The organism is Sporolactobacillus caesalpiniae, assembly GCF_040513385.1.
Taxonomy (GTDB): Bacteria; Bacillota; Bacilli; order Bacillales; family Sporolactobacillaceae; genus Sporolactobacillus.
In genome coordinates this window covers 257,270-283,065 of record NZ_JBEVCB010000001.1, presented here as the reverse complement: position 1 = coordinate 283,065, position 25,796 = coordinate 257,270, and the positions used below count along the sequence as shown (strand labels likewise).

Genomic DNA, 25,796 nt, shown 5'->3' with positions numbered 1-25,796 from the left:
GCATTCACTTTTTTATCAACGATTTAAATAGTTACTAAACAAAGAACGGAGACCTAGACGCTGATACATCTCGGCAATGAATTGCCGAGTTTTCTCAGGCTGGTCTCCTAATAAAAAAATGACCCTCGTGCTCCAAAACGATTCTTGAAACACGAGGATTCATCTTTCCCTGTACTAGCAAATATGACAGGTGATCATTCATTGGGTGAACTCTATAATTCAGCTCATTCAACGGCGCCTGCCATCGATTTAATCGCTGCTTCGCTCAATCCGGTCAATTCACTGATTTCAGCATGACTCATTCCTTTTTGCAGCAGCTTCCGGGCAACCTGTTCAATTCCCTCTTTCTTTCCGCGATCATAAAAGGAATTGGGCCACTTGAGCACTTCTTCTCGAATTTCGTCTGGGAGTTTTTTCGCTTGGTCCATCAATTGATCCACCTCTTCCTTTTCTAATTGAAGATAGGTCTCGAAAAATCCATTGATCATGCTCTCACGCGCTTCTCCAAGATGCATGTGGATCATTTGCCTAATAAAAGCGAGTCGTACTTGTACACGTTCCCTTTTCGAGTAGTTCATCCTGCTCATCAGCGCGGCGGCGGCCGGATTATTGCTGTTCATAAATTTTCGCCAGTTCATTCTGGAAAGTTCGAGTTTCAAAAAATGGAACTCGCTAACAATCATTAGATGAGGCACTTTCACCACAAATTCGTCCGATTCATCTCTAACTCCATCATAACTGAAAATGGCGATTGGTAAAACAGGTTTTCGAAATTTCAGATAGATCATGCTGTAATAGATATACATCCGTTCAGAAAAATCTTCTTGGTAATAATTCTGTGCTTCAAGATGGACAATCAGAATGACGTCTTTTTTTGATTTCAGCTTCGTTTCCGCGATAACATCTGCCCGTTTTTTGTCGCCTTCGATCATATCTGCGAACAGTTCCTCGGAAAGAAATTTTTTCTCGGAAAGATCAAGCGCCTGGTAAATTTTTGGGAAGAAGGCTTCGAGAAATTCATCAAAAAACTCGTGCAGCAGGACTTTAAAGCGTCGGTCGTGGTCTATAGACATAGGAAGCCTCCTTGCGAGGTATGTTTCGGTCATGCGAAAGGAATGTGTGGAACGAATCGAGAAGAGAACAAACGGTCGTGTTGGCTATTAGTATACCTTATATTGAAATAAAATGCGTCAATTATTTTGGACAGTTGATGTGTATGACCGAAGATTCAGTATCGGTTTCGTCTTCTATCGAGCATAGGCACTGCACTCGAACCATTCATAAAGGCGACCCGCGATCAATTCACCTGTTACAGTTGCTGCCGCTTAACTGATGAAGTTTTCAATCATCTGCCAAGTTATTCGTTCACCTGCTTGAGATGCGGTTTACCTGAATCAACCAAAGTGGTTGTTGAGGATTCCGCTGCTTTGTGTAGCCAGGTTCCGTTTCTCCAGAAGTTCTAAAACGAGTTAACTAAAATTCAGATAATTCCCTAGACAATAAAAAAAACCGGGCGTTGTCGCATGTGAGCGATACGTCCCGGTTTCGGTGAATTACTTAATTCAATTGCTTAGCTGTCAGCCGATATGCTGCTTGATACGTTCAGCCAATGCTTCTTTCGGCTGGAAACCAACAACTTTGTCGACCACTTCGCCATCTTTGAACAAGAACATCGTTGGGATGCTCATAACTCCGTACTTGCTCGCAGTAGCTTGATTTTCATCAACATCCAACTTAACAATTTTAAGATTATCCGCTAATTCGGAATCAACTTCTTCAAGAACTGGAGCCATCATTTTGCATGGTCCGCACCATGTTGCCCAAAAATCAGCAAGTACGAGTCCTTTTGACGTTTCATCCGTAAAATTTGCATCATTTACCTGACTAATTGCCATTACTGAAAAACCTCCTCAAAAAGTTCAAAATGCTCTATGTCACAAAGTATAGCATGTGCAAGAAGCAGATGCCATTATTCAGCTTGGCGCCCGCGTCACTTGAATTCAACGACGGTCACGCCGCTTCCGCCCTCGCCTTGTGCACCTAATCGTGACGCTTTCACACGTGGATGACGATCAATCAATTGAGTCACGCCTTTTCTAAGCGCGCCGGTTCCTTTCCCATGAATAATGGAGACGCGCGCGTAACCGGCGAGCAAGGCCTCGTCCAAATACTTCTCGACCTTAAGCATCGCGTCTTCATAACGCTCACCGCGCAAGTCCAATTCCGGACGCACGGTTTGCCCCGATGTACGCACGTTCACAACCGGTTTGACTTTCTTTTTTTCTTTAACTTTCTTCAAATCACTCGCCTTGACATTCATTTTTAAAATGCCGGCTTGAACCAGATATTCCTGATTGCTGATCTTGCTGACGATGTACCCATCCTGACCGAAGCTGAGGATCTTCACTGTGTCTCCCGGATGGAATCCGGAGCCTGTCTCTTGAGCAGGCTTCGCTTTATTAGCAGAATCCGTCTGTTCGAGCGCGTCAAGCGCGTGTGTGAGTTTGGTTTTCGCATCGATCAATTGGTGATCCTTAACCTGACCATTCCTCTTGAAATGGCGCAGCTCATCAATAATTTCCTCTGCCTCACGCCGAGCATCCTTGAGCGCGCGCTCCGCCTTATCACGCGCCTTTTTCAGAATGTCTTCTTTCGACCGTTCCAGTTCGCTTAATTTCTTGGATAAGTCCGCTTCCTTCGCTTCAACCTGAAGCTTCAGCTCGCGCGCTTTTTCTTCCTCCATCTCAGCAGCCTTCTGATTCTTTTCCAGTGAAGCGATCATTTTGTCGACTTGATTGGTCTCTGTGCTGATTTGAAGACGCGCTCCGTCTATAATATCGGCCGGCAAGCCTAATTTTTGCGAAATTTCAAAGGCATTGCTTCGGCCGGGAACGCCAAGCAGCAGTCGATAGGTTGGACTCAAGGTTGCAACATCGAATTCCACGCTCGCATTCATTACACCCGGCCGTTCGTAAGCGTAGGCTTTTAATTCACTGTAATGCGTTGTACAGACGATCGTTGCTCCTTTTCCATAAACCGCATCAAGAATCGACATTGACAGCGCCGCGCCTTCCTGCGGATCGGTTCCGGCACCAAGTTCGTCAAAAAGAACGAGGCTGTTAAAATCAAGGTGTTTCAGAATTTCAACAATATTCGTCATATGTGAGGAAAAGGTACTAAGACTTTGTTCAATCGACTGTTCATCACCAATATCTGCAAACACCTCGTGAAAAACGCTTGCCTCTGAATCCTCATCCACCGGAATCTGCAAACCGGATTGGGTCATAAGTGTGAGCAGACCGATCGTTTTCAGCGAAACGGTTTTGCCACCGGTGTTCGGTCCTGTGATGATCAGCGCATGTGTATGCTCATCAAACACAACATTAATCGGTACAACACGTTCGCGGTCAATCAGCGGATGGCGTGCCTTCTTCAAACGAATCAAACCTTGGGCATTTAATTTGGGGCGTGTCGCCTTCATCTGATGTCCATAGGCAGCCTTCGCAAAGATAAAGTCAAGCTGTGCCAGTGCCTCAACATTTTCAAGCATCGATTCAGCGTATTCCGCTGTTTCCTCAGACAGGAGGCGCAAGATCCGTTCAATTTCATGGCGTTCTTTAGCTCGCGCTTCACTTAACTGATTGTTCAGATCCACAATGGCTTGCGGTTCAATAAATAGTGTCGCGCCCGAGGCTGACTGATCATGAACAATGCCGCCAAATGATCCTCGGTATTCCTGTTTCACCGGAATAACTTGACGATCGTTACGAATTGTGATGATCTGTTCAGACAGCATCTTGGCGTTCGATCTGACAATGTTCTCCAGCTTCTGCTTCACTCGGCTGTCACAGGTTCTGATTTGCCCACGAATATGGCGCAATGCCGGACTAGCTGAGTCCATAACACCGCCTTGGTCATCGATCGCACTGCGGATTTTCCGTTCCAAGCTTCCCGGCGGGTCAATTGCTGTAACCAACTCCATCAGGATTGGAAGATCAAGCGCGCGGTCTTCAACCAAATCTGTGATAAAACTTTTCATCAAGCGCGCGCCGCGGATTGTATCGGCGATGTCGATTAATTCCTTCGCCTGAAGAATTCCGCCGATCTTTGAACGCTTCAAAGCCGAACGAACGTCGGTAATCCCGCCAAACGGAATTGATCCTTTCAGACGAAGCACCGTAGCGCCTTCCTCGGTCTCTCCCTGCATCCGCTTCACTTCATCCAGATCACCAGATGGCGTTAGGTCTGCGATCCGGCTCTTACCCAAAGACGAAGCTGTATAATGCATTAATTGTTGTTTAATTTTCTCATATTCAAGAATGCGCAGTGCATGTTTGTTCAACAATGACATCTCCCTCTATTTGAGGATACGTATCGATTAAAATTTTTTCTTTTGATTGAAAAATTGCTTGAGCCGATCTGTCGGCCATGTATTAATCACATTCTCCGGCTTTATACCTGCGCGGATTGCTGTCGCTACGCCTAGTTTCATGTCGTCCATCATCTTCAATGAATGGCTGTCTGTATCAATCGCGATCTTCACGCCCGCATCCTGAACCTTTCCCAACCACTCCGAAGACAAATCAAGTCGAAATCGGCTAGCGTTCAGTTCGAGCGCTGTTCCTGTTTCCGCTGCGATTTGAATGAGACGGTTTACATCAACGGCGTAACCCTTCCGTTTGCCAAGCATGCGCCCGGTTGGATGCGCGATCAAGCGTACATAGGGATTGCGGCAAGCATTTTCCAAGCGCTTCATGATCTGTTTCTGATCTTGGGAAAATGATGAGTGAATGGAAGCAATTACAAAGTCCAACCTGCTTAATACTTCGTCAGGATAATCTAATGATCCATCAGGCAAAATATCCATCTCTATGCCGGAAAACAGCGTAAAATCGTCGTATTGATCATCAATTTTCGCTGCTTCATCAATTTGTTCAAGCAAACGTTCCGTGCTCAATCCGTTTGCAACCCGAAGTGAGCGGGAGTGATCAGTCAGGCAAGCATACGCATAACCTTTCGCGTGCATTGCTTCTGCCATTTCTGCGATTGTATGCGATCCATCACTCCATGTTGAGTGCATATGCAAGTCGCCTTTAATGTCGGAAAACTGAATCAAGTTAAGCGGCCCGTCTTTCGCTCGGTCTAACTCATCCTTCCCCTCGCGTGCCTGCGGAGGTATAAAATTCAGACCAAAATAGCGGTAAAATTCCGCTTCAGTAGTGAATGTGCGCATGGTGCCGTCTTCCATCTCGACGCCATATTCGCTGATTTTCTCATTGCGTTCCTTCGCCAGTCGGCGCAGTTGGGCATTATGTTCCTTCGAACCAGTGAAATGCAGCAGCATCGAGGCATAGAAATCTACCGTGGCAAATCGAAAATCAACAGAAACCCGATTAGGATCATCAAGCAGGACGGTCATTTTGGCGTCCCCTTTGCCAACGATCTCATGAATCGGTAATTTCTCAAGCAGTGCTTCTGAGACGTTCTCAGGATCAGTCGTTTCAATAACAAAATCCAGATCCTTCATCTTCTCTTTCGCACGTCTGAGGCTGCCCGCATGAGAAAATCGGCTGATGGATTCCATCGACTTCAAGACGCGCGCGATCTTTTCCGAAAGATCAAGCATATAAGGAATCGGCAACACGATCGGCCGCTGCTGCTGATCGTTCAATGCTTGCAGCAGATGTTCTTCGGTTTTCTTCCCAAACCCTGCAAGTGCATGAACCTTCCCATGTTCACATACATCCCGCAAGGAATCAAGGCTAGTGACACCGAGTTCACGATATAGTTTTCCAATCTTCTTGCCGCCAAGTCCGGGCAGGCGAAGCAGATCGAGCAATCCATAAGGGATTTCTTTTTCAAGGGCCGCAAGAACACTTGATTCTCCGCGAGTCATTAATTCCTCAATGACCTGAGCTGTTGATTTTCCGATCCCTTTAATTTTGCTTAAATCGTCAATACCGGCCATCGATCGTGGATCATTTTCTAAGGCCAGCCCTGCGCGATGATAAGCGGCAACTTTAAATGAGTTCTCACCTTTTATTTCTAGATAAAGCGCAATTGTATCCAATTGATTAATAATCTGTTTTTTATTCACAAGTCTTCACCTTTTAAAATCGAGCAAAATAGACATAACATCTTGCGATTACCCCATCCATACCGCAAACGCGACCCATATCTCTTTTAACAGCGCAGAAAAATACGGAGTGTGTGAAATCATTGATTGAGCGAGCGACGAATTATCAATCGCTGATTGTATCTCGCCTAGCGGTGTCAGCGATCCGGCATACAGCAGGAAGAAGGCGATGAGATAGACTTCAACGAATCCAAGAAGCGCTCCACCTAAATGGTTCACAGACCGCAATATAGGGAGTTCCGCCAAGAAATTGAGCATTGATCCTAAGATGTTCAAGATAATTTTCGTGGCGATAAATAAGATGACGAACGCGATCGCACGATAGTACGCGGTCTGTAAATCCATATTTCCTAGAAACTGAAACATATCGCTTTGCGATGCGGAGGTAGGAAAAGGAATCCAGAATTTCAACGTGCCGGCGAGCGGCTTAAAGTAGATCATCGCAACAATATAGGCGATGACAAAACCTGCCAGATGCACCAGTTGCAAAATCAGGCCACGCCTGAAACCAGTAAAAAATCCCGAAGCAAGTACGATCAGTAAAATGAACGTGAGAAGCATAACATCTATCCCAACTTTCTTTTTTTACATATGATAAAGATTCGTTGTCGCCCTCATAGAACATAGCGAAACATGCCGCTTTTTGTATTAATCATATCAGAAACTCAGGCAGATGAAAAATATGATTTAGCTTGTGCTGATAAGTTTTGGGGCAACCCAGTCGACATCATTGATCATCCGTTCTTCGCAATAAAAGTTTGGCTCAATTGTATGCCCTAGAAAAAGCGGGCACTCTTGGAACTTAACTCATGCTGAGAGTTGAATACACTCCTGTTACTCGCATCAACAAGATACGGTCGCAGATGATATTGACCAATAAGGTAAAACACTTTACGCTAGCATTAACCTAATAGGTCAATTTACATTGAGGAGAATTAAATGAACACAAGGTTACAGGATTTAACTAGTGAACGACGTGATGCCATTTTAAATGCCGCGCTTAAAGAGTTTTCATTAAAAGGATTTGACGATGCTTCAACAAATAAAATTGCAAAAGCAGCTGGAATTTCAAAACCTTTGATGTTTCATTATGTAAGTAGCAAACATGAGCTTTTTCTATTCGTATATGACTATTTCGCAGAATTGCTTAACAGAGAATATTATCAGCTAATCAATTATGATGAAACAGATATCTTTACTAGACTCCGCCAGTCTTACGCTCTTCAAATTAAGCTACTAAAAAAATATCCGTGGATACTTGATTTTAGTAAACTTTCATCGACCACTAGTTCTAATGAAATAAATAATGAGCTAACAAAAAGACATAGTATACAAAACACTACATGTTATCCATCTATCTTCGACTCGATAAGTGAAGCAAGGTTTAGAGCAAATTTAGATATAGAAAAATGCAAGCAAATTATTTACTGGTCTAATGTTGGCTTTACAAATCAAATTTTAGAAACTATTAGGAATACTGAGTATAGCAGTATTAACTATATAAAAACTAGTAAGTTACTCAATGAATATATTAATGACCTTGAATCAATTTTTTATCAGAACTAATCCTTTATATGAACGTAATTTCAACTATGAATGAGTGATCTTTTTAATCAGGTTAAGGAGGGTGGCAGGATGCATAGGCATGATAAAAAAATTAAGCATACTATTTATTTTGCTATTTATTGGAGCTTTTTTCACAAACATTAGTCCAGAAAAATCAGTTCAGAAAGAAGGCGAAATAATGGATAGAGAGGTAACTATCATTGAATTTCCGCTACGTGGAGAATGGGTTACTGAAGTTAGTCCAGCAGACCGTATTCCCAGCCATGGAACCAATCGTTTTGGGTTACGGTATGCGTTTGATTTTATTCAGGTAAACTGGGATAATGCAAAGCACCCCACTCATGATAAAAAAACTCAGACTATTTTCTCAAAGGTATTCCTTTAGAAAGCTATTATTGTTTTGGAAAACCTGTCTATGCTCCTTTTTCGGGAGAGGTTGTTACTGTTGAGAATAGTGTGCTAGATGGGGAGAAGGCTTCTTGGCTTCATGACCAGCCTTTGGCAATCCACAATTCCCTCTTCTTCGATTCTGAACGAGATGGGTTTGAATCAATCGGAGGCAACTATGTATTATTAAAGAAAAAAGAAGGAATCTATGCAGTATTTTGTCATCTCCAAAAAAACTCTATTGTGATTAAGGCAGGAGAAAAAGTTCAAAAAGGACAACTAATAGGAAAAGTTGGACATTCAGGAAATTCTACAGAACCACATTTGCATTTTCATTTGATGGATTCTGCTGATATTGAAAAAGCTAACGGAATTCCTTTTGTTTTCGAACAATACGAAAAATATAACGGGTCTAACTGGGAAAAAATAACGAATAAAATTCCTGCTGCAAAAGATCGTATACGATTTTTGAAGTGATATCGGGTATACATCTGGTGCTTTTCGACAGATCGCAGGCAATAAGAACCTATCAACAAACACATTGAATAATGACATAATGTCCATAAAGTATATTTGCGTGTTGTCACCTGTTTTCATTCGTTAAATAATGCGGGTCAATTTCAATTAATGAGCGACATTTCTGTTTCATAAATCCACTTGGTCCTTAATACAGAATCGCGGAGTAAAATAAGCGGAGATTTTCCGGTTATTTGCATCAGGGCGCTTGTTTCACAGGTAAATAAGGGTAATTTATCCGCTTATACACAGAAAAAACCTCCATTTTCACGTTTTTCGATTCAATAAGCGGAATTTTTCCGTCTATTCAAGCGATTTTTTCCTTCATTATCTAAATAAGCGGAATTTTTCCGCTTATTTTTCAGATTAGGCACTTACCTACCTGGTCACCCAACCGAATCCTACGACCTTATCGTCGAACTTGTAAAAAAAAAGGCCAATGTGACGAATCACATTGGCCTCAGATGTATTTTTTCTGAATTATCCTCTTAGCTCCGCGCCTAATTGTTCGGCACATGCGTGAACGATTTTTTCGTGAACCGCGTTCACTTCGTCATCGGTCAACGTCCGCTCGGGATCAAAATAGACGAGCGAAAAGGCCATGGACTTCTCGTCTTCGGCAACATGACTACCTTCGTAGACATCGAAAAGTCTCACTGATTTCAACAATGACGTCCCGTTCTCGCGAATCACGCGATCCAGATCCGACGCCGACACTGTGCGTTTAACAACAAGGGCAATGTCTCGGGTCGTTGAAGGGAAACGCGGCAAGAAGTGATAGTCAATGGCCGTTTTACCATGACGGAGGAGCGATTCAACCGCAACTTCAAATACAAATGTTGCATTTAATCCGTTGTCGTTCTGAACCTTCGGGTGAAGAGCGCCAAGATAGCCAATCACCTTACCATCGCGTAAAATATCCGCTGTTTGCCCCGGATGTAATCCGTCACGCTTTGACGGACGATACTCTATTTGATCAGCAACGGCTAAGGAATCAAACAGCGTTTCAACAATTCCTTTAATTGAGAAAAAGTCTACCCCTGCCGATTCGCCTTCCCAATTACGTTCGGTTCGTTTTCCTGTAATGATGCCTGCTAAATGTTCTTCCTCAGCCGGTCTTGGTTCACCTTTTACCGGGAGAAATACTTTACCGATTTCATAGAATTTAACATCCGGCATCTGACGATTTGAATGATAGTTGACAACATTTACGAGTTGAGGAACAATGCTTTGGCGGAGCGCCGCGTGCTCTTCACTCATTGGCCAAACCACTTGCGTCGGCTCAATTTCTTGATCATGAATCACATAGGACGAGGCGCTCTCTTTTGACGTTAAGGAATACGTATACACTTGGCTTAAACCGGTGCTTTCCATCAAGCGTTCCACTTTGCGTCGAATTTTCTGATAAGGCGTAAGCCCTGCGTGCGTTGAAGAGCCCTCAGGCAGCGTCGCCGGAATGTGATTGTATCCATAAATCCGCCCAACCTCTTCAACGAGATCTTCAGGAATGGTCACATCAAATCGCCGTGCAGGAACAGATACATGCATGAGTTCATCTGCCACTTCTACCGTGAAGTTCAACCGTCTTAATGTACCGACGATCTGCTCGCGTGTCAGTTCAGAACCTAGAACCTGATTAATTTTTTGCCATGGCATCGTAATCTTGTGTTCAGGAACTGTTCGTTCACCAGCTTCGACAATGCCTTTTAGCACGGTTGCATGAGCAAATTGAGTGAGCAGTTCTGCGGCACGGTCGGCAGCAAGTCCGACACGATTGCGGTCAAGCCCTTTCTCATAACGACTGCTCGCATCCGAACGCAGTTGGAGTCTGGCTGCCGTCTTGCGGATCGAGATTGGATCGAAGACAGCCGCCTCAAGCAAGACATTTTCTGTTGTACTTGAGACTTCCGTATTTTCTCCACCCATGACACCCGCTACGGCTACACCTTTTTTACCATTGGTAATCAGAAGATCCTCAGAAGTTAGTTTCCGCAGCTGGCCGTCAAGCGTCGTCACTTCTTCATTCTCGCCGGCATGACGAACCAACACGTGATCCGAACCGAATTGATCATAATCAAAAGTATGCAGCGGCTGACCATATTCAAGCATGACATAATTCGAAATGTCGACCACATTACTGATTGGACGTACACCTGCCGCGATCAAGCGCAGCTGCATCCAACGTGGAGATGGGGCAACCTTAATCCCCGTCAACATGCGCGCACCATAATAAGGCACTTTATCCGTCGCTTCAACAGAAATACTGATTTTGTCGCTTGCAATCTGATCCGTTTCATCAACTACAGGCTTTTTCAATTGAACCTTTTGATCCAGAATCGCGGCCACTTCATAAGCAACACCGATCATGTTCATACAATGCGCACTGCTCACAAGGATATCCAAATCAAGAATCGCGTCATCAAGGTTCAAGTAGGGAAGCGCGTCCGCGCCGACCGGCACATCATTATCAAAAACATAAATACCGTCTGCGTATTCCTTAGGTACATAATTATGATCGAAACCGAGTTCGTCGAGTGAGCAGATCATGCCGTTTGAAATCTCGCCGCGCAGCTTTGCGCGCTTGATTTTTACATTATCGGCGATTCTTGCGCCGACCGTTGCAACCGGCACTTTCTGACCGGCGGCGACATTGGGCGCGCCACATACGATTTGAACGGATTCCGTACCTAGGTTCACCTGACAAAGATGCAATTTTTCCGCTTCGGGATGTTGCTCACAGGATTCTACCTCGCCGACAACAATCCCTTTTAATCCTGCTCCGGGATAATCAATATGCTCCACTTCAATCCCGGCATTTGTAATTTTATCTGCTAACTTTTCCGGCGTAACGCCGCTTAAATCTACATACTCTTGCAACCATTTATAGGAAACCAACATGGTCAATTCTCCTCCTTACGCCCGATTAAATTGTTTCAAGAAACGAATATCATCTGTGTAGAAATGGCGAATGTCTTCAATACCATATTTCAGCATCGCGATTCGTTCCGGTCCCATGCCAAACGCGAAGCCGGTATACTCGTTCGGATCAAAACCGGACATGCGCAATACGTTCGGATGCACCATGCCGGCACCAAGAATCTCGATCCAGCCGGTACCTTTGCAGACATTGCAGCCATGACCGCCGCACCTGAAGCAGGAAATATCCATTTCTACCGACGGTTCGGTAAATGGGAAGAAGCTTGGGCGGAGACGGATTTCACGATCCGCACCAAACATATGCTTTGCAAATACCGTCAGGACGCCTTTCAAATCACTTAACCGCACATTGTGATCAACATACAATCCTTCTATTTGCATAAATTGATGTGAGTGTGTGGCGTCGTCATTATCACGTCGATAAACTTTTCCTGGGCAGATAACTTTAACCGGACCGACACCTTTGTGTTTTTCCAAAGTATGTGCCTGAACGGGTGATGTGTGGGTACGCATTAAGAGTTCATCGGTAATATAGAATGAATCCTGCATGTCACGTGCCGGATGATCTTTCGGCAAGTTCAGCGCTTCAAAGTTATAATAATCCTGCTCAACCTCAGGCCCTTCTTCAATAGAAAATCCGAGCCCAATGAACAGATCCTCAACTTCTCGAATAATTGAGCCAAGCAGATGACTGCTGCCCGTTGCTATCTTTCTGCCCGGGAGTGTCACATCAATCTTTTCCGATTCAAGCTTCTTTTCAATCAGTTTCGCTTCAAGTTCCGCTCTCTTCTCTTCAATCCTTGCGGCAATGAGTTTACGTACTTCATTTGCCAGTTGTCCCACTACCGGACGCTCCTCGCTTGAGAGCTTGCCCATACCCTTCAATACTTCCGTAATCGGACCTTTCTTGCCAAGGAAACGAATATGCGCATCTTGAAGTGCTTTTAATCCTTCGGCAGAGCCGATATTTTCAAGCGCCTGAGCGCGCAGTTCAAGCAATTTCTCCTTTAACATCTGTCTTCATCCCTTCATTATTTTTTCCCAGACTTTTTGAACATCCGCTGAAAACAAAAAGGCTCCGCCCCTAAAAAGGGACGAAGCGTCGCGGTACCACCCTGTTTGACAGCCTGCTCGCAGACTGCCCACTCAAAAATCGTTTAACGGCGAATGCCGGCTCATTCTAGAACCGGCATTCGCGCCGGCATTCAAATGGCAACTCAGAAGTGAATTCGTTCGGTTCGATCATAAGCATGCTTTCAGTCGACGACATGCTCTCCCTGATTGATGATGCCGAATTACTACTCTCCATCACAGTTTTTTCATTCATTTTGGTTCATCGAATACACCAATGAATCCAATCAGTCATTCAAGTCTTTACCTAGTATAGGCAATTTCATACTGTTATGCAAGTCCCCCAGACTCCAGCCAATACAGCAAAATACCTGATGCGACCGCGACATTCAGCGATTCCGCATGTCCGGCCATCGGAATCTTTACTTGCTGATCCATCTGCGCAAGTAACTCGGGTGAAGCTCCGTTACCTTCATTTCCAACAACCAGTCCGTAATAAGAACCATTTACTTTAACTTTATGCAGTTCATCGCCTTGCAGTGAGGAACCATATAGGGGAATGTCTTGTTCTTTCATCTCATCAGCGAGACTGAATAGATTTTTGTGAATAACCGGTAGATGGAAATGCGATCCCTGAGCGGAACGAAGTGTCTTCGCGTTGTAGCCGTCAACACAGCCATCGCCAAGATAGATGGCGTCAAGACCAAACGCATCTGCAGTCCGGATCAACGTCCCCAGATTGCCCGGATCCTGAACACCGTCAACGAGTAAATAGCGTCCCGGCCGTAATGTGACCGCGGATTGACTCATATCACAGACCGCGATAATTCCTTGCGGCGTTTCTGTTTGAGACAGTTCAGTAAAAATTTTGTGCGTCACCTGGAAAACTTCAATAGATTCAAGCGGCCAATCCGCAGGGAGATGGAACGCTTCATCAATTAGAATCGTGTTGATCTGTTCTTTTGCAGAAAAAATCGCTTCTTGGACGAGATGCGGACCTTCAAGTAAATATTTTTGTTCTCGGTCCCGCCATTTTCTTATTTTTAATTTCTTCCATAGTTTAACTTTTTCATTTTGTAATGACACCATTCGCCGCACTATAATAGCCCCTTTAAGATCGGTACATATTTGTCTGTTTATTACCCATACTATACCATATCACCGACACTAAATGCTTCAAAGAAAGGGGATTTGCGAATTTATGGATTTGGATATTCGGCGTGCCGTTCTGCATAATTTATCCGGCAATAACAAACAGCAGCTTCAAGACACCGTCGTTGACGCAATTCAGGATGGTCAGGAAAAAATGCTGCCGGGACTCGGCGTCATTTTCGAAGTACTTTGGAACAAATCGGACAACACGTTCCGTGATCAGATGCTGACCCGTCTGGAGCAAGGAATTTAACGACATATCACGTGAAAATCGGGAGCACGCAGCTTCCGATTTCATTTATATTTACAACGATTTCTACATGCTTTATTCAAAACGGGCAGTAAAAAGCAAATGAGCGTATAAAGCAATATCATCTTACCAGCACCGAACTACCTTCAATTTTTTTTCAAACGTTTACATTAGCATAAGGAATTTTGCCTGCAATCATGGAATTCGAGTTATTTGGCTCGACTTGTAGCAATTTTGGATCAGCATTGCTGCCATGATTAAAAGCTTGCTCATCTCTTAGTTATTCATCAAAAAGTATAAACTCGCGATATTTTCTGGCAATCACGTCGAGGATCACTTCCAGACCAATAAGTGAATGAACAGATTGCTTATAACGACGACTGGGCAGTGGTGTGGCTTCAAAGAAAAATGAATAGTCAGCATGTTCACTCAAAAAGTTGCTGCCGAATCTTGTGACCGTTGCAATGGGTATGTTCTTCATTTTAAGTATGCGAACGACATCCTTTATACCTGGTGTTTCGCCGCTAAATGAAGTGAATACAATCAAGTCCTCTTCTGTCAAGACAGAACTGCTCATCGACAAATTGGACTCTCCGGAAATCACCATGTTTGCCCGATTTGCAAGCATCAAATCCTTTGAGAATTCCTTCGTAAAGTTATTCTGGGAAAATCCGGTCGCATACAAAAAGACCATGCGCGCACCTTTTATTTTTTGTAAAAACGGCTGGAAATTTGTTTGATCCGCATAGCGAAACGTTCGATCCAAATCCTGTTTTAATAATTGAGTTAAATCTGAGGGCTCCAGGGTAGAGACCGTCATCGATTCGCGAATAACATATTTTAACTCTGAAAATCCATGGTAGCCCAGCTTTTGTGCCAAGCGAAGCACGGAGCTTTTGGAACTAAGCATGGCTTTGCCCAATTCAACAATTGTCATATTGATCACATCTTGTGGTCGATTCATCATAAATCTGACCATTTCTTTTTCAGAATCAGTCAATTGATCATAATTCATCTTTACACTTAACTCAAAATCCATATGACTCCGCCTTAATTTTTGATTTATCCTTATTGAATTTAATTACGTCTCTATTAATCCAGCTGCTTGGGACTTCCATATCATTCCTCCTCAGTATACCGCAAAAAAAGACCAGCAAGAAAAAATGTTCTTACTGGCCCTGTTTATCGCTTATGCTTCAATAAGATAGATAACCGCTTCATACGGACGAAGTTCTAAGTTGCCGAGTTCTTTTTTTGTATCCTGATAATTCGAGAGCAGTAATTTTCCTGCATCTCTTTTTAACTCTTCAGGTAACAAATAGTTCACCTTATGCTCTGAAAAGGAACAAATCACCACCAGCTTCTGCCTTTCCAGTCTGCGCATATACCCATAGACATCAGAATCGGTAGGATTAATGAGTTCATACGTTCCATCCACCACAATCGGCAACTCCTTGCGAAGACGAATAAGTGCCTTATAGTGATAGTAAACAGAGTCCTTATCTTCAAGACAGTTTTCTACGTTAATGGTCTCATTATCTGGGCTGAAATTGATCCACGGTGTCCCGGTCGTAAATCCGGATTTTTCCCTTCCGTTCCAGGGCATCGGTGTACGGGCGTTATCTCTGGACTTCAAAAAGATCGATTTTTGTATGTAGGACTCTGGAAGCCCTTTGGCTTCAAAATCATTCTTTACACCAATGGTTTCAATGTCCTTATAGCGATCAAGGGAATCGAAGCGAACATTACGCATGCCAAGCTCCTCCCCTTGATAAATATACGGTGTCCCTTTCATCATATGAAGAAGTGTCCCCAGCATTTTCGCTGATTCCACGCGGTATTTGGTGTCGTTACCAAAACGCGTGACGGCACGCGGCTGGTCATGATTGCTCCAATAAAGCGAGTTCCATCCCCGGCCCTCCAGCTTGCTTTGCCATTCCGTCATCACGTCTCGTAAATCGCTCATTTTGAATCGAACATCTGAAAACTTTCCATAAGGTCCATAGTCCAGATGCATATGGTCAAAATGAAAGACCATATTTAGTTCTTCGCGTTTCGGGTCCGTATATAAAATCGCTTGGTCACTGTTCGTGTTGGCTGTTTCACCCACGGTCATCACGTTGTACTGGCTCAATACTTTTTGATTCATTTCATGGAGAAATTCGTGGACACGCGGTCCATTTGATGCGCCAATATAATAGGACTTAGTGTAGACCGCATCGTTCGGTGCATCCGGCCAATCCTGACGTTTACTAATTAAACTGATGACATCCATTCGGAAGCCATCAATGCCCAGTTCAAACCAGAATTTCATCATGTCATAAATCGTTTCACGAACCTTGGGATTCTCCCAGTTTAAATCAGGTTGTTCTTTCGCAAACAAATGGAGATAATATTGACCGCGACTTTCCACATACGTCCAAGCAGGACCGCCAAAGGTAGATCCCCAGTTCGTTGGCGGACTTCCATCTGCTTTCGGATCTTTCCAAATATAAAAATCAGCGTATGCGTTCTCACGCGACGCGCATGATTTTTTAAACCATTCATGCTGATCGCTCGTGTGATTGACCACCAAGTCCATGATGATCCTGATCCCTAGACGATGTGCTTCCTTCAAAAGTTGCTTAAAATCGTCAATCGTTCCATATTCAGGATTGATTTTAAAGTAATCCGAAATGTCGTATCCATTATCCACCAACGGTGATTGATAAATGGGATTCAGCCAGATGACATCAATGCCTAAATCGGCTAAATAAGGAAGTTTTTCGATAATTCCATTCAAGTCCCCCATTCCGCTTCCCGTTGTATCTTTGAAGCTTTGCGGATATACCTGATACACGACGCTTTTCTTCCACCAATTTTTTTCCATGGGGTCCTCCTTACTCATCATCTTCAGACATATTGGTCACAAGATCATTCACATAAACAAGCTGTTCCTTCGCTTCATTTAGAGCCGTGTGGATTTGATCTGCAGTCAGATAGCCTGGTTCAGGATTCAAGACCAAAGACATAATCACCGGTAAATTCATCCCCGTAATTACATGAACATGCGGGCGATTAATATATCGGGAGAAAGCCTGGTTGACCGATCCGCCAAGTAAATCAGTAAAAATCACGACTTCGTCTTCTTCTTTTATTTCTTTAACTAGTTCTTCAATTTCTTCCTGGATCGGTATGTTTTTCAGATAGGCTGAAAGCGCGTAAATGTTGCCCTGACCACCGGTTATATAGTTAAGGGTATCCTTGACCCCTTCCGCCATCTTATGATGACTGGCAATAATAAATTTTCGCATATGAGTCGTTCCTTTCTTTAAAATAGGGTGAGACAAGTTGCCTCACCCACAATCTTTAAACACCTAAAATACCAAAGAATGAGCAAACCAACGCTAGGCCAATTACCATAAAGATAATTTGTGTCACGCTAAACTTCTTCGAAGCAATCAATTTATAGACAACAAACGTTAGTATTGCTGGAAGCAACGCCGGCATAATTTTATCTAGGATATCGGCCTGAATCGGTAAGGACACTTTTCCGGTTTTAAACTCAATTGGAATCGTCATTTTCACGACAGATGGAATCAGGGCACCAATGACCGTTAAGCCCATGATTGACGCTGCCTCAGTAAATACATTCAGCTTGTCGCCAAGAGCCGTGATGAGCTTCAATCCGGAAGTATGGCCTATATCGAATAATTTCACACGAAAGAAGAAGAAAAACACATTCAAGAGCAACCAAATGATCGCGCCGGTCGGGTTACCTTGCAGTCCCATGTACCCGGCAATTGATCCCATAATCGTCGGATAAAGAACCCAAACCAGCGTATCACCAACCCCAGCCAATGGACCCATCATCCCCGTTTTGAATGCTTGAACGGCATCTTTTGATTTAATACCATCCTTTTCTTCCATCGCGACAGAGGCACCCAAAAGCAAATTGGCCATCCATGTTGTGGTATTGAAATAGTTAAAATGGTTATTTAATGATGCCTTATAATCTTCATCTTTTTTATAGACTTTGCGCAGAACTTTGCTCAATCCATAGACAACTGCAGGACCTTGCTGATTTTCATAGTTAAATGTATTGCATGCCATGAACATATAGCGAATGGCTGCTTTTCGAATATCCTTTTTCGTTACGGACTCGTTTGTCTTTTCTTCGTTATTCATCAAAGTCATCTCCTTCACTTATTGCCTCTGTAGCTCCAGCCGTTGCCGGTGCTTTTTTAATATTTTGCGTGAAGTAGTAATAAGCAAAAGCAAAGCCTAAGATTGCAATGCCCAAGATGGGTAATTTAAAATACGCAGAAACGACAAAGCCGATTAAGAGCATGGTTAAGTATTTTTTAACAGGCATGAATTGCAGTAATAGTGCAATACCGACAACCGGCAGCATCGATCCGGCAATGGATAATCCATCGGTAAACCATTTAGGTACAAAATCGAGAATCAGCCGAACAAGCTTATCGCCAAACAACACACACAGTGCGGTTGGCAGCGCCGTCGTTAAACCAAAGATTAGCGGCCCTAGCCAAAAAATACGTTCCATTTTCTTGAACTTCCCTTGATTTAACGCTTTTTGAGCTGCATGTGAGACATATGAATTCAACAATTTTCCTAAAACATCGAGTTGAATGCCTAACATACCAACAGGCACACCCACTGCCAGTGCAATTGCTTTTGCATGTGAAACATCGTGGGTTGTACGAATCGCAACATAAATGCCTACAAGTGTCGCGAGTCCGTAGTTTGGCACGGACGAACCGCCAATGTTGGCTACCCCGAGAGCCATTAGCTGAAAGGTTCCCGCTATAATCATCGCTGTGGGCACATCGCCCATAATAATACCTGCAATCATCCCGATAATGGCTGGGAACCATGTTGTAATGACAAATCCTTGTTGGTCAAGGACCATCCAGAAGGCAAGTGCTATGATGAGTATTCCTTGAATAATTTCCATCTCTTTTTCCTCTTCCCAGTCTTATTTCATTTCTAAAAAGTATTTTGACAACGACTGAATCATTTAATATAGGTTTCCAGCGGTTCTTCCGGTTCTCCAGGGACAAAGTGGAAGGTAACCGGAATGCCTTTTTCTTTTAAAGCTTTTAAGTCCGAAACTTCTTTTTCACTGACGGAAACCATCTTTTTCAGCGTTTTTTTACCTTCACCGTCAAAAATGATGCCGACGTTAATCTTCGGAATATGAACGCCTCCTGCGGCAAGCGCTAACAAAGTTTCAGGCTCACGGACAACTAAAAAAACATTATGGCTGTCATATTTTCCAGCATTGAAATTGGCAATTGCTGTCTTCGTATCAATGATCGACATCCCTGTTCCTGCGGGTTTACTCATACGCATAGCCGCTTTTTGAACTTCATCTTTACTTACCTCATCATCAACGACCATCAGCCGCTTTGCTTTTGTATGTGCTGCCCATTGTGTCACGACAATTCCGTGAATCAAGCGCTGATCAATTCGTGCTAAGACTAATCCCATTATTAAATCCTCCTTAATTGGATGCGTTTTCTTTTTTGATAAATAGAGATTATCACTATTTGAAAGCGTAAACAATGAATTGTAAGGGTATCGGGAAATGAACAGTCATAACGAGAAAAGCGTCAATTGTTCGGGAATTTTCCCTGATTTTGTTACAGTTACTCATATTTATGATCAAGCCTGATATACCGCAGCTCCTTCATAAAATTTCCTACTGAAGTAGGATGATGGGTCAACCTCGCGTCCATTGGCTGAATAATTCACAGTCATGTATAATCGACTTAATTGATGCAACCGAGGTCAAAAAAGATGAGAATCGCAATCTGTGAAGATGACAAAACGCAAAGAGAATACTTGGCAGCCATCGTAAGAGAATGGGCGAAAAAAAGCAACAAGACGCTTACTCTTGAACACTTTGAAAACGCGCAAGCATTTCTATTCTCGTGGAGTGCCGATCAGAGCTATGACGCTCTGCTTCTGGACATTCAAATGCCCGGTTTAAATGGGATGAACCTCGCCAGGAAAGTTCGCGAGCGCGATGAGCAGCTGGCGATCATCTTTATTACCGGCTTCTCTGATTATATGGATGAAGGATATGAGGTCTCTGCACTGCATTATCTGATAAAGCCAGTCAAAGTGGAAAAAATCCTCGCAGTTCTCGATCGCGCTTCAAAAAAAGTTACGGAGCAAGCGAAAACGCTGCTGATCGAGCAAGAAAGCGAAATGATCCGAGTGAATCAAGAGGATATCATCAGTCTTGAGGCTTTTGCCCATACCATTGATGTGACGACTACAGAGCATCACTACCACATTAAGGCAAGCATCGATCAGCTCGAGCACCAGCTTGATCAAGATCTGTTTGTGCGTCCTCATCGCTCTTATCTCGTCGGATTGAAGTACATCAGCCAGCTTGGCAAAACAGAACTCACCTTGGACTCCGGCAGGACAATTCCGGTCAGCAGACGCCGTTATCACGCGGTTAACCAAGCGTTCATCCGCTTTTACAAAGGAGGCGCTTCACGGTGACCTTTTATCTCATTTTCGGACTGATTATTCTTGTTTTGATCGTTCTAACTGTGATCATGACACATCGCCAAACCCTGCGCGCAGGCGAACGTCGGCTTGATACCTACCAAAAAGACCTACTCGCCAAACACTATGATGAAGTTCAGAATATCTACCACAAAATGCGCGGGTGGCGCCATGACTACCACAACCATATCCAAACCATGAAGGCCCATCTTGCGCTTAATCAAATGGACGAACTCAAATCTTATTTAGACATGCTGGACAATGACCTCGAAACCGTTGATACGGTGATTAAAACCGGAAACATTAAGCTGGACGCGATTCTGAACAGCAAGCTTTCACTGATCACAAGCAGCAACATCAAAGTAAATGCTAAAGCTCAGGTTCCAGCCAAGCTTTCTGTGAATGAGGTTGATCTATGCATCATCATCGGCAACCTACTCGATAACGCGCTTGAAAGCTGCCGAAGCCTGCACAGCGAAGATCAACCGTTTATTCGCATCTATATTGGTATCTTCAAAAAACAGCTCTATCTTTCCGTGATGAACTCGGCACCGGAAAAGCTGAAGAAAATAGGCATTGGCCGCTACCTGACAACAAAAGGCGGCGGCCACGGCTTCGGCCTGAAGCGCATCGACGCTTTAGTCAAAAAATATGACGGGTATCTCAACCGTCAAAACGAGCCCAGAGTGTTCGCCACCGAAATCATGCTCCCCCTTTAGCTGAGGAGGGGTCACAGATAGGGCTGAATTGTGCTTCCCCTTTAACTATGTAGGGGGCACAGATGGAGCTTAGTTGTGCCCCCACTGTAGAGAAACAGTGCGAAACGGGTATGACCGTTCGTGTTTCATATCGTGCCATTCGTGCACGTTTTTATTTTTGAGACGGTTCCTGTGCTAATTTTAGTCATAAGGAGTTGGTGCTTTGTGAAGAAAACAGTTCAAAAGCCAAGTTATTCGACACGACAAAATATTGGCTACGTGCTGAAAAATATGTGGCGCTGGAACAAGACGTTATTTCTCGCTGCAGCCGCACGCGTTCCTTTTCTTGTTTTACTCCCATTTCTCGGGATTTTGATGCCGAAGCTCGTGATTGACAGTTTGACCGAAAAAGTAAGCCCCTTGCATTTCTCATTGGTGATTGGTCTCATGACACTTGCCATCATGATCTGCAATGTTGTCGGACGTTCCCTTGATGCCTGGCTGCAATGGAATGTCACCTCAAATCGAACGAATTATATTATCTTAATTTTTCAAAAGATGATGGATACCGATTATGGAAATCTCGAAAGTCCCGATGGACAGAACAAGTGTGAAAAAGCTCACCAAGCAACTAGAGGCAATCGTAATGGAACAGAAGCGATCATTATGGCATTGGTTAGCTTTGCCGCCACTATTTTCGGAATGATCCTTTATGGCGGCGTACTTGCCGCGCTGAATCCGCTGGTTATTGCTTTTCTTCTTATCACCGCGGCCGTTGGATTCCTATTTTCTCGCCACGCACAAGTCTATGAACATGTACATAAAGATGATTGGACACCGATTGAAAATAAACTAGACTATCTGATTCGTGAATGCGACGACTATTCTACCGGAAAAGATTTGCGACTTTATCATATGACCTCTTGGTTCGATGAACGATTTAATACGCTGATGCATGATCGAACAATTTGGCTCAAGCGAATTGCACTGCGCCACTATTATTCCGATGGTGCCGTCGGCGTCATGGCACTTTGCCGAGATGGCGTTGCTTACGCTTATCTCATTTATCTCGTGCTGAATGGACATTTGACCGTTGCTAATTTCACTCTTTATTTTGGAACGATCGCCGGTTTTTCCACGTGGCTGACCAGTTTGACTGAACAACTGGCAAAAGTACAGCATATGAGTCTGGAAATCTGTGATGTCCGCAATTATCTGGATATGAAAGATACATCCAACCGTAATGAAGGGCCACCGCTGCCGCCTAAAAACAGCTGGCCCTGCTCGATCGCCTTCGACCATGTATCCTTTTCCTATCCCGGAAATGATCGGAAAATTCTCGATGATGTCAGTCTTCATATCGATGCAGGGGAAAAAATTGCACTTGTTGGTTTGAACGGTGCCGGAAAAACAACCTGCATTAAATTACTGTGCGGATTCTACCAGCCGACATCCGGTCACATTTTGATTAACGGCAAACTTGCGACTTCCTTTAATCGTGACGATTACTATAAGCTGTTTACAGCAGTTTTTCAGGACATTCATATTCTGCCGGTTTCGATTGCGCGCAATATTGTACCGAAACTCGATGAACCAATTGATGAGAAGAAAATGGAGCGATGTCTGCGACTAGCGGGTTTCAAGGAGAAAATCGACAGCCTCGAACAAGGATTAGAATCTATGATGGTTAAAGAGGTGCACGAACATGCGGTACAATTCTCCGGCGGCGAGTTGCAAAAAATGCTGCTGACACGCGCTCTGTATAAAGAATCGCCAATCCTGATTCTCGATGAACCGACCGCGGCACTTGATCCAATCTCAGAAAATGAACTTTATGAGCGTTATGGAACGCTAACTACAGGCAGAACATCACTGTTTATCTCCCATCGTCTCTCAAGCACGCGTTTCTGTGATCGAATTATTTTTCTATCTGACGGAAAAATTGCTGAATCTGGGACGCACGAAGAACTGATGAAACAAGATGGAAAATACGCGGAACTTTTTGAGATCCAAAGTCACTATTACCAAGATCAGCTTCACAGAGATACTGTAGGAGGCGAGCAGTTTTGAAAAGCAGCATTCAGCAATCAAAATTCAAAACGAAATGGCATTATTTATGGCGCGGCATGGGATTTATTCAAGCCAAGGTTCCCTCACTGCTCCCAGCCGTTGCTTTTGGCGCACTGCTGAAAGCGTTCAGCCCCTTCATCACCATTTATTTGACCGCCCGGATCCTTGATGAATTGTTTGGCGCACGTTCCGTGATTCATCTTGCATGGCTGACCGGAGCAGCAATTGTATTGAACCTGATTGTTTACCTCATGCAAAAAGCGATGGAACGAATAGAAGATATGGGCCAATTTCGATTGAATTATTTCGGATCATTTGAAATGGATCAACTAATTCTGAATACCGATTATGAAAATGTGGAAGAACCTGATTTTCACCTGAAGAAGCAGAAAATTGATGAAGGTGCCAACATGAGTATGAGAGGAATTTGGCGGCTTCCAGAAATAACCGGACAGTTCATCTCTAATCTGTGTACCGTTGTTTTTTCAATTACACTTGCCTTTCCACTGTTTCTAACCTATTCGGTACGATCAAGCTCCTTTATCGATTCGCCATGGCTTTCTATTATCTTGTTGGGCCTTATTCTTACCTCATCCATATACTCTGTTCTATCGAATTCCCGATTCAGTAAATGGATCTTTCATAAATTAGATGGCATGATGGCAATCAATCGCGCATTTAGCTTTTACGGTAATCTGATGCAAGATCATCAATTGGGGAAAGATATTCGAATTTATCAGGAACAAAAATTGATTGGAAAAGCCTATGATGATTTTAACCGACGAGGGATGAAAGCTTTTGCTTCTGATGTATCCAAACGGCAAAGCCGTTTTTGGGGAATCAGCGCCACTATCTCTTCACTAATCAGCGGCTTTGTCTACCTTTTCGTCGGTATGAAGGCACTGGTTGGGCTGATCAGCATTGGTTCGGTTGTACAGTATGTTGGCGCGATCAGCCAGTTCACCACTGGTTTCTCTGAACTGATCACTTCGGCAACCGACATTTGGCAGGATATTGATTATGTTGAGCTCTATTTCAATTTTCTCGACACGCCGAACCCAAAGTACCAAGGCAGCTTGCCTGTTGAGAAACGCAATGATAATGAATATGAGATTGAATTCCGCAATGTATCCTTTAAATATCCTGGATCGGACACTTATGCTTTGATAAATCTTTCACTTAAACTGAAAATCGGCGAGCACTTCGCTGTGGTTGGCCGCAATGGATCGGGCAAAACAACGTTTATCAAGCTGCTCACCCGGCTCTATGATCCACAGGAAGGCGAAATTTTGCTCAACGGTATCAACATTCAGAAATACGACTACACCGAATATCTGAGCCTTTTCTCCATAGTCTTCCAAGATTTTAAGCTGTTTGCCTTTTCTGCCGGACAAAACGTTGCAGCAGATGTGCATTACGACAAGGAACGCGTGATGGAATGCCTCGACAAGGCAGGTGTTGGTAATCGAATTCGCAAAATGAGCAAAGGTCTGGACACACCACTCTATAAAATAGACGCGGACGGTGTCGAGATCTCGGGCGGAGAAGCTCAGAAAATTGCCATTGCTCGTGCACTTTACAAAAATGCACCGTTTGTTGTCCTTGATGAACCAACCGCAGCATTAGATCCGGTTGCGGAGTTTGAGGTCTATTCAAAATTTAAGGAGATTGCCAGTGATAAAACCGCGATCTATATTTCGCACCGACTATCGTCATGCCGCTTCTGTGACAATATTCTTGTCTTCAATCAAGGCGAGCTGATCCAAAGCGGCAGCCATGATGAGCTGATTCAAGATGAAGATGGCCAATATTACAAACTGTGGAATGCGCAGGCACAGTATTACCGAGAAGATCCACGTAAATCGAGATTGCATGGATAAGCTTTTTCAAATTATCTAGCGTTTTAGAGTTTATATCGAGCGCTTTCGCAAATTTATCGAGCGTTTCCGGATTTTTTCATTGCTCAACGGATTATTCGTACTTGTTTGCCAGCCTTAGTTCACTTACGCCTATTTCCTTGAATTTTTTACCTTTTATACTTTTATCAGTGTAAGAAAAACCGGGCAAAGAGCGCCTGCGGGATTAGCGTGCCGGCGGGACCCCGCAGATTTCTGCCTGTTTGAGGAGGCTCGCGGTGCGCCCGCGGCAAGCGAGTAACCGAAGCGACGATTCAGCACCGAAAAGACACAAAACCATCACACATGGCTGGAGATTAAGGACCGGGCTGTGCCCGGTTTTTCTAATAAATCATTTTGATCCTTAATTAAGTAACGCGGCCGGAATAAAATAAGCGGAGATTTTCCGCTTATTTGCATCCTGGCGCTTGTTTCACAGGTAAATAAGGGTAATTTTTCCGCTTATACACAGAAAAACCCTCCATTTTCACGTTTTTCGATTCGATAAGCGGAATTTCTCCGTCTATTTAAGCGATTTTGTCATTCATTTTCTAATTAAGCGGAATTTTTCCGTTTATTTCTCAGATTGGCGC

22 protein-coding genes and 1 other annotated feature are annotated in these 25,796 nt (G+C 43.7%); of the genes, 8 read left to right on the top strand and 14 right to left on the bottom strand.

Annotation, left to right across the window (positions count from 1 at the left end):
- Nucleotides 1-224: 224 nt before the first annotated feature.
- From ABWW58_RS01285 to ABWW58_RS01265, 5 genes are all read right to left on the bottom strand, one after another.
- Complete coding sequence (locus ABWW58_RS01285; protein WP_353867473.1) at nucleotides 225-1,073, bottom strand: Rpn/YhgA-type helix-turn-helix domain-containing protein; 849 nt, start codon at nucleotides 1,071-1,073, stop codon at nucleotides 225-227.
- A 504-nt stretch (nucleotides 1,074-1,577) separates the two neighbouring features.
- Complete coding sequence (trxA, locus tag ABWW58_RS01280; protein ID WP_010027600.1) at nucleotides 1,578-1,895, bottom strand: thioredoxin; 318 nt, start codon at nucleotides 1,893-1,895, stop codon at nucleotides 1,578-1,580.
- Between the two features lie 95 nt (nucleotides 1,896-1,990).
- A complete protein-coding gene (locus ABWW58_RS01275; RefSeq protein ID WP_353867472.1) occupies nucleotides 1,991-4,342 on the bottom strand; it encodes an endonuclease MutS2 in 2,352 nt (783 codons plus the stop codon).
- 36 nt (nucleotides 4,343-4,378) lie between these two features.
- A complete protein-coding gene (gene polX / locus ABWW58_RS01270) occupies nucleotides 4,379-6,097 on the bottom strand; it encodes a DNA polymerase/3'-5' exonuclease PolX (RefSeq protein WP_353867471.1) in 1,719 nt (572 codons plus the stop codon).
- 48 nt (nucleotides 6,098-6,145) lie between these two features.
- Nucleotides 6,146-6,697 carry a CvpA family protein gene (locus ABWW58_RS01265; RefSeq protein WP_353867470.1) on the bottom strand — a complete coding sequence of 184 codons (552 nt, stop codon included), beginning with the start codon at nucleotides 6,695-6,697 and terminating at the stop codon, nucleotides 6,146-6,148.
- Nucleotides 6,698-7,075: 378 nt separating this feature from the next.
- On the opposite strand from ABWW58_RS01265, the gene ABWW58_RS01260 reads away from it, so the two are divergent.
- The 3 genes from ABWW58_RS01260 (at nucleotide 7,076) to ABWW58_RS01250 (ending at nucleotide 8,566) form a co-directional block, all read left to right on the top strand.
- A complete protein-coding gene (locus ABWW58_RS01260) occupies nucleotides 7,076-7,702 on the top strand; it encodes a TetR/AcrR family transcriptional regulator (protein ID WP_093672042.1) in 627 nt (208 codons plus the stop codon).
- A gap of 79 nt (nucleotides 7,703-7,781) precedes the next feature.
- Nucleotides 7,782-8,087, top strand: a complete 306-nt coding sequence (locus ABWW58_RS01255; RefSeq protein WP_218143233.1) for a hypothetical protein — start codon at nucleotides 7,782-7,784, stop codon at nucleotides 8,085-8,087.
- Between the two features lie 71 nt (nucleotides 8,088-8,158).
- Nucleotides 8,159-8,566, top strand: coding sequence for a M23 family metallopeptidase (locus ABWW58_RS01250; protein WP_342742015.1), 408 nt, complete (start codon nucleotides 8,159-8,161; stop codon nucleotides 8,564-8,566).
- A 519-nt stretch (nucleotides 8,567-9,085) separates the two neighbouring features.
- On the opposite strand, the gene pheT is transcribed toward ABWW58_RS01250, so the two are convergent.
- From pheT to ABWW58_RS01235, 3 genes are all read right to left on the bottom strand, one after another.
- The gene (gene pheT / locus ABWW58_RS01245) at nucleotides 9,086-11,503 is read right to left on the bottom strand and encodes a phenylalanine--tRNA ligase subunit beta (protein ID WP_093672040.1); all 2,418 of its coding nucleotides are present in this window, start codon (nucleotides 11,501-11,503) and stop codon (nucleotides 9,086-9,088) included.
- A 15-nt stretch (nucleotides 11,504-11,518) separates the two neighbouring features.
- A complete protein-coding gene (gene pheS / locus ABWW58_RS01240) occupies nucleotides 11,519-12,556 on the bottom strand; it encodes a phenylalanine--tRNA ligase subunit alpha (RefSeq protein ID WP_093672038.1) in 1,038 nt (345 codons plus the stop codon).
- Between the two features lie 73 nt (nucleotides 12,557-12,629).
- Nucleotides 12,630-12,863 (bottom strand) — a binding site (T-box leader).
- An 80-nt stretch (nucleotides 12,864-12,943) separates the two neighbouring features.
- Nucleotides 12,944-13,702: a TrmH family RNA methyltransferase gene (locus tag ABWW58_RS01235; protein WP_093672125.1), complete on the bottom strand. Its 759-nt coding sequence runs from the start codon at nucleotides 13,700-13,702 to the stop codon at nucleotides 12,944-12,946.
- 112 nt (nucleotides 13,703-13,814) lie between these two features.
- Between ABWW58_RS01235 and sspI the strand changes: the two genes are divergently transcribed.
- A complete protein-coding gene (gene sspI, locus ABWW58_RS01230; RefSeq protein ID WP_093672036.1) occupies nucleotides 13,815-14,018 on the top strand; it encodes a small acid-soluble spore protein SspI in 204 nt (67 codons plus the stop codon).
- A gap of 277 nt (nucleotides 14,019-14,295) precedes the next feature.
- Here the strand turns inward: sspI and ABWW58_RS01225 are convergent, their stop codons facing one another.
- The 6 genes from ABWW58_RS01225 to ABWW58_RS01200 form a co-directional block, all read right to left on the bottom strand.
- Entirely contained in the window at nucleotides 14,296-15,054 is a 759-nt protein-coding gene (locus tag ABWW58_RS01225) for a MurR/RpiR family transcriptional regulator (protein ID WP_353867469.1), read from the bottom strand.
- 150 nt (nucleotides 15,055-15,204) lie between these two features.
- Complete coding sequence (locus tag ABWW58_RS01220) at nucleotides 15,205-16,884, bottom strand: glycoside hydrolase family 13 protein (RefSeq protein ID WP_093672032.1); 1,680 nt, start codon at nucleotides 16,882-16,884, stop codon at nucleotides 15,205-15,207.
- A gap of 10 nt (nucleotides 16,885-16,894) precedes the next feature.
- The gene (locus ABWW58_RS01215; RefSeq protein ID WP_353867468.1) at nucleotides 16,895-17,308 is read right to left on the bottom strand and encodes a PTS sugar transporter subunit IIA; all 414 of its coding nucleotides are present in this window, start codon (nucleotides 17,306-17,308) and stop codon (nucleotides 16,895-16,897) included.
- Between the two features lie 55 nt (nucleotides 17,309-17,363).
- Complete coding sequence (locus ABWW58_RS01210; RefSeq protein ID WP_353867467.1) at nucleotides 17,364-18,182, bottom strand: PTS system mannose/fructose/sorbose family transporter subunit IID; 819 nt, start codon at nucleotides 18,180-18,182, stop codon at nucleotides 17,364-17,366.
- A complete protein-coding gene (locus ABWW58_RS01205) occupies nucleotides 18,175-18,972 on the bottom strand; it encodes a PTS mannose/fructose/sorbose/N-acetylgalactosamine transporter subunit IIC (protein ID WP_093672026.1) in 798 nt (265 codons plus the stop codon). The genes ABWW58_RS01210 and ABWW58_RS01205 overlap by 8 nt, the downstream gene beginning before the upstream one ends.
- Before the next feature lie 59 nt (nucleotides 18,973-19,031).
- Nucleotides 19,032-19,508, bottom strand: a complete 477-nt coding sequence (locus tag ABWW58_RS01200; protein ID WP_093672024.1) for a PTS sugar transporter subunit IIB — start codon at nucleotides 19,506-19,508, stop codon at nucleotides 19,032-19,034.
- Nucleotides 19,509-19,817: 309 nt separating this feature from the next.
- Here ABWW58_RS01200 and ABWW58_RS01195 point away from each other — a divergent pair, with 309 nt between their 5' ends.
- From ABWW58_RS01195 to ABWW58_RS01180, 4 genes are all read left to right on the top strand, one after another.
- Nucleotides 19,818-20,534: a LytR/AlgR family response regulator transcription factor gene (locus ABWW58_RS01195; RefSeq protein WP_353867466.1), complete on the top strand. Its 717-nt coding sequence runs from the start codon at nucleotides 19,818-19,820 to the stop codon at nucleotides 20,532-20,534.
- Nucleotides 20,531-21,259: a sensor histidine kinase gene (locus ABWW58_RS01190; RefSeq protein ID WP_353867465.1), complete on the top strand. Its 729-nt coding sequence runs from the start codon at nucleotides 20,531-20,533 to the stop codon at nucleotides 21,257-21,259. The genes ABWW58_RS01195 and ABWW58_RS01190 overlap by 4 nt, the downstream gene beginning before the upstream one ends.
- A 204-nt stretch (nucleotides 21,260-21,463) precedes the next feature.
- On the top strand, nucleotides 21,464-23,308 hold the full coding sequence (locus tag ABWW58_RS01185) for an ABC transporter ATP-binding protein (protein ID WP_353867464.1): 1,845 nt from the start codon (nucleotides 21,464-21,466) through the stop codon (nucleotides 23,306-23,308).
- Nucleotides 23,305-25,188 carry an ABC transporter ATP-binding protein gene (locus ABWW58_RS01180; protein ID WP_353867463.1) on the top strand — a complete coding sequence of 628 codons (1,884 nt, stop codon included), beginning with the start codon at nucleotides 23,305-23,307 and terminating at the stop codon, nucleotides 25,186-25,188. The genes ABWW58_RS01185 and ABWW58_RS01180 overlap by 4 nt, the downstream gene beginning before the upstream one ends.
- The last annotated feature ends 608 nt before the right edge of the window (nucleotides 25,189-25,796 follow it).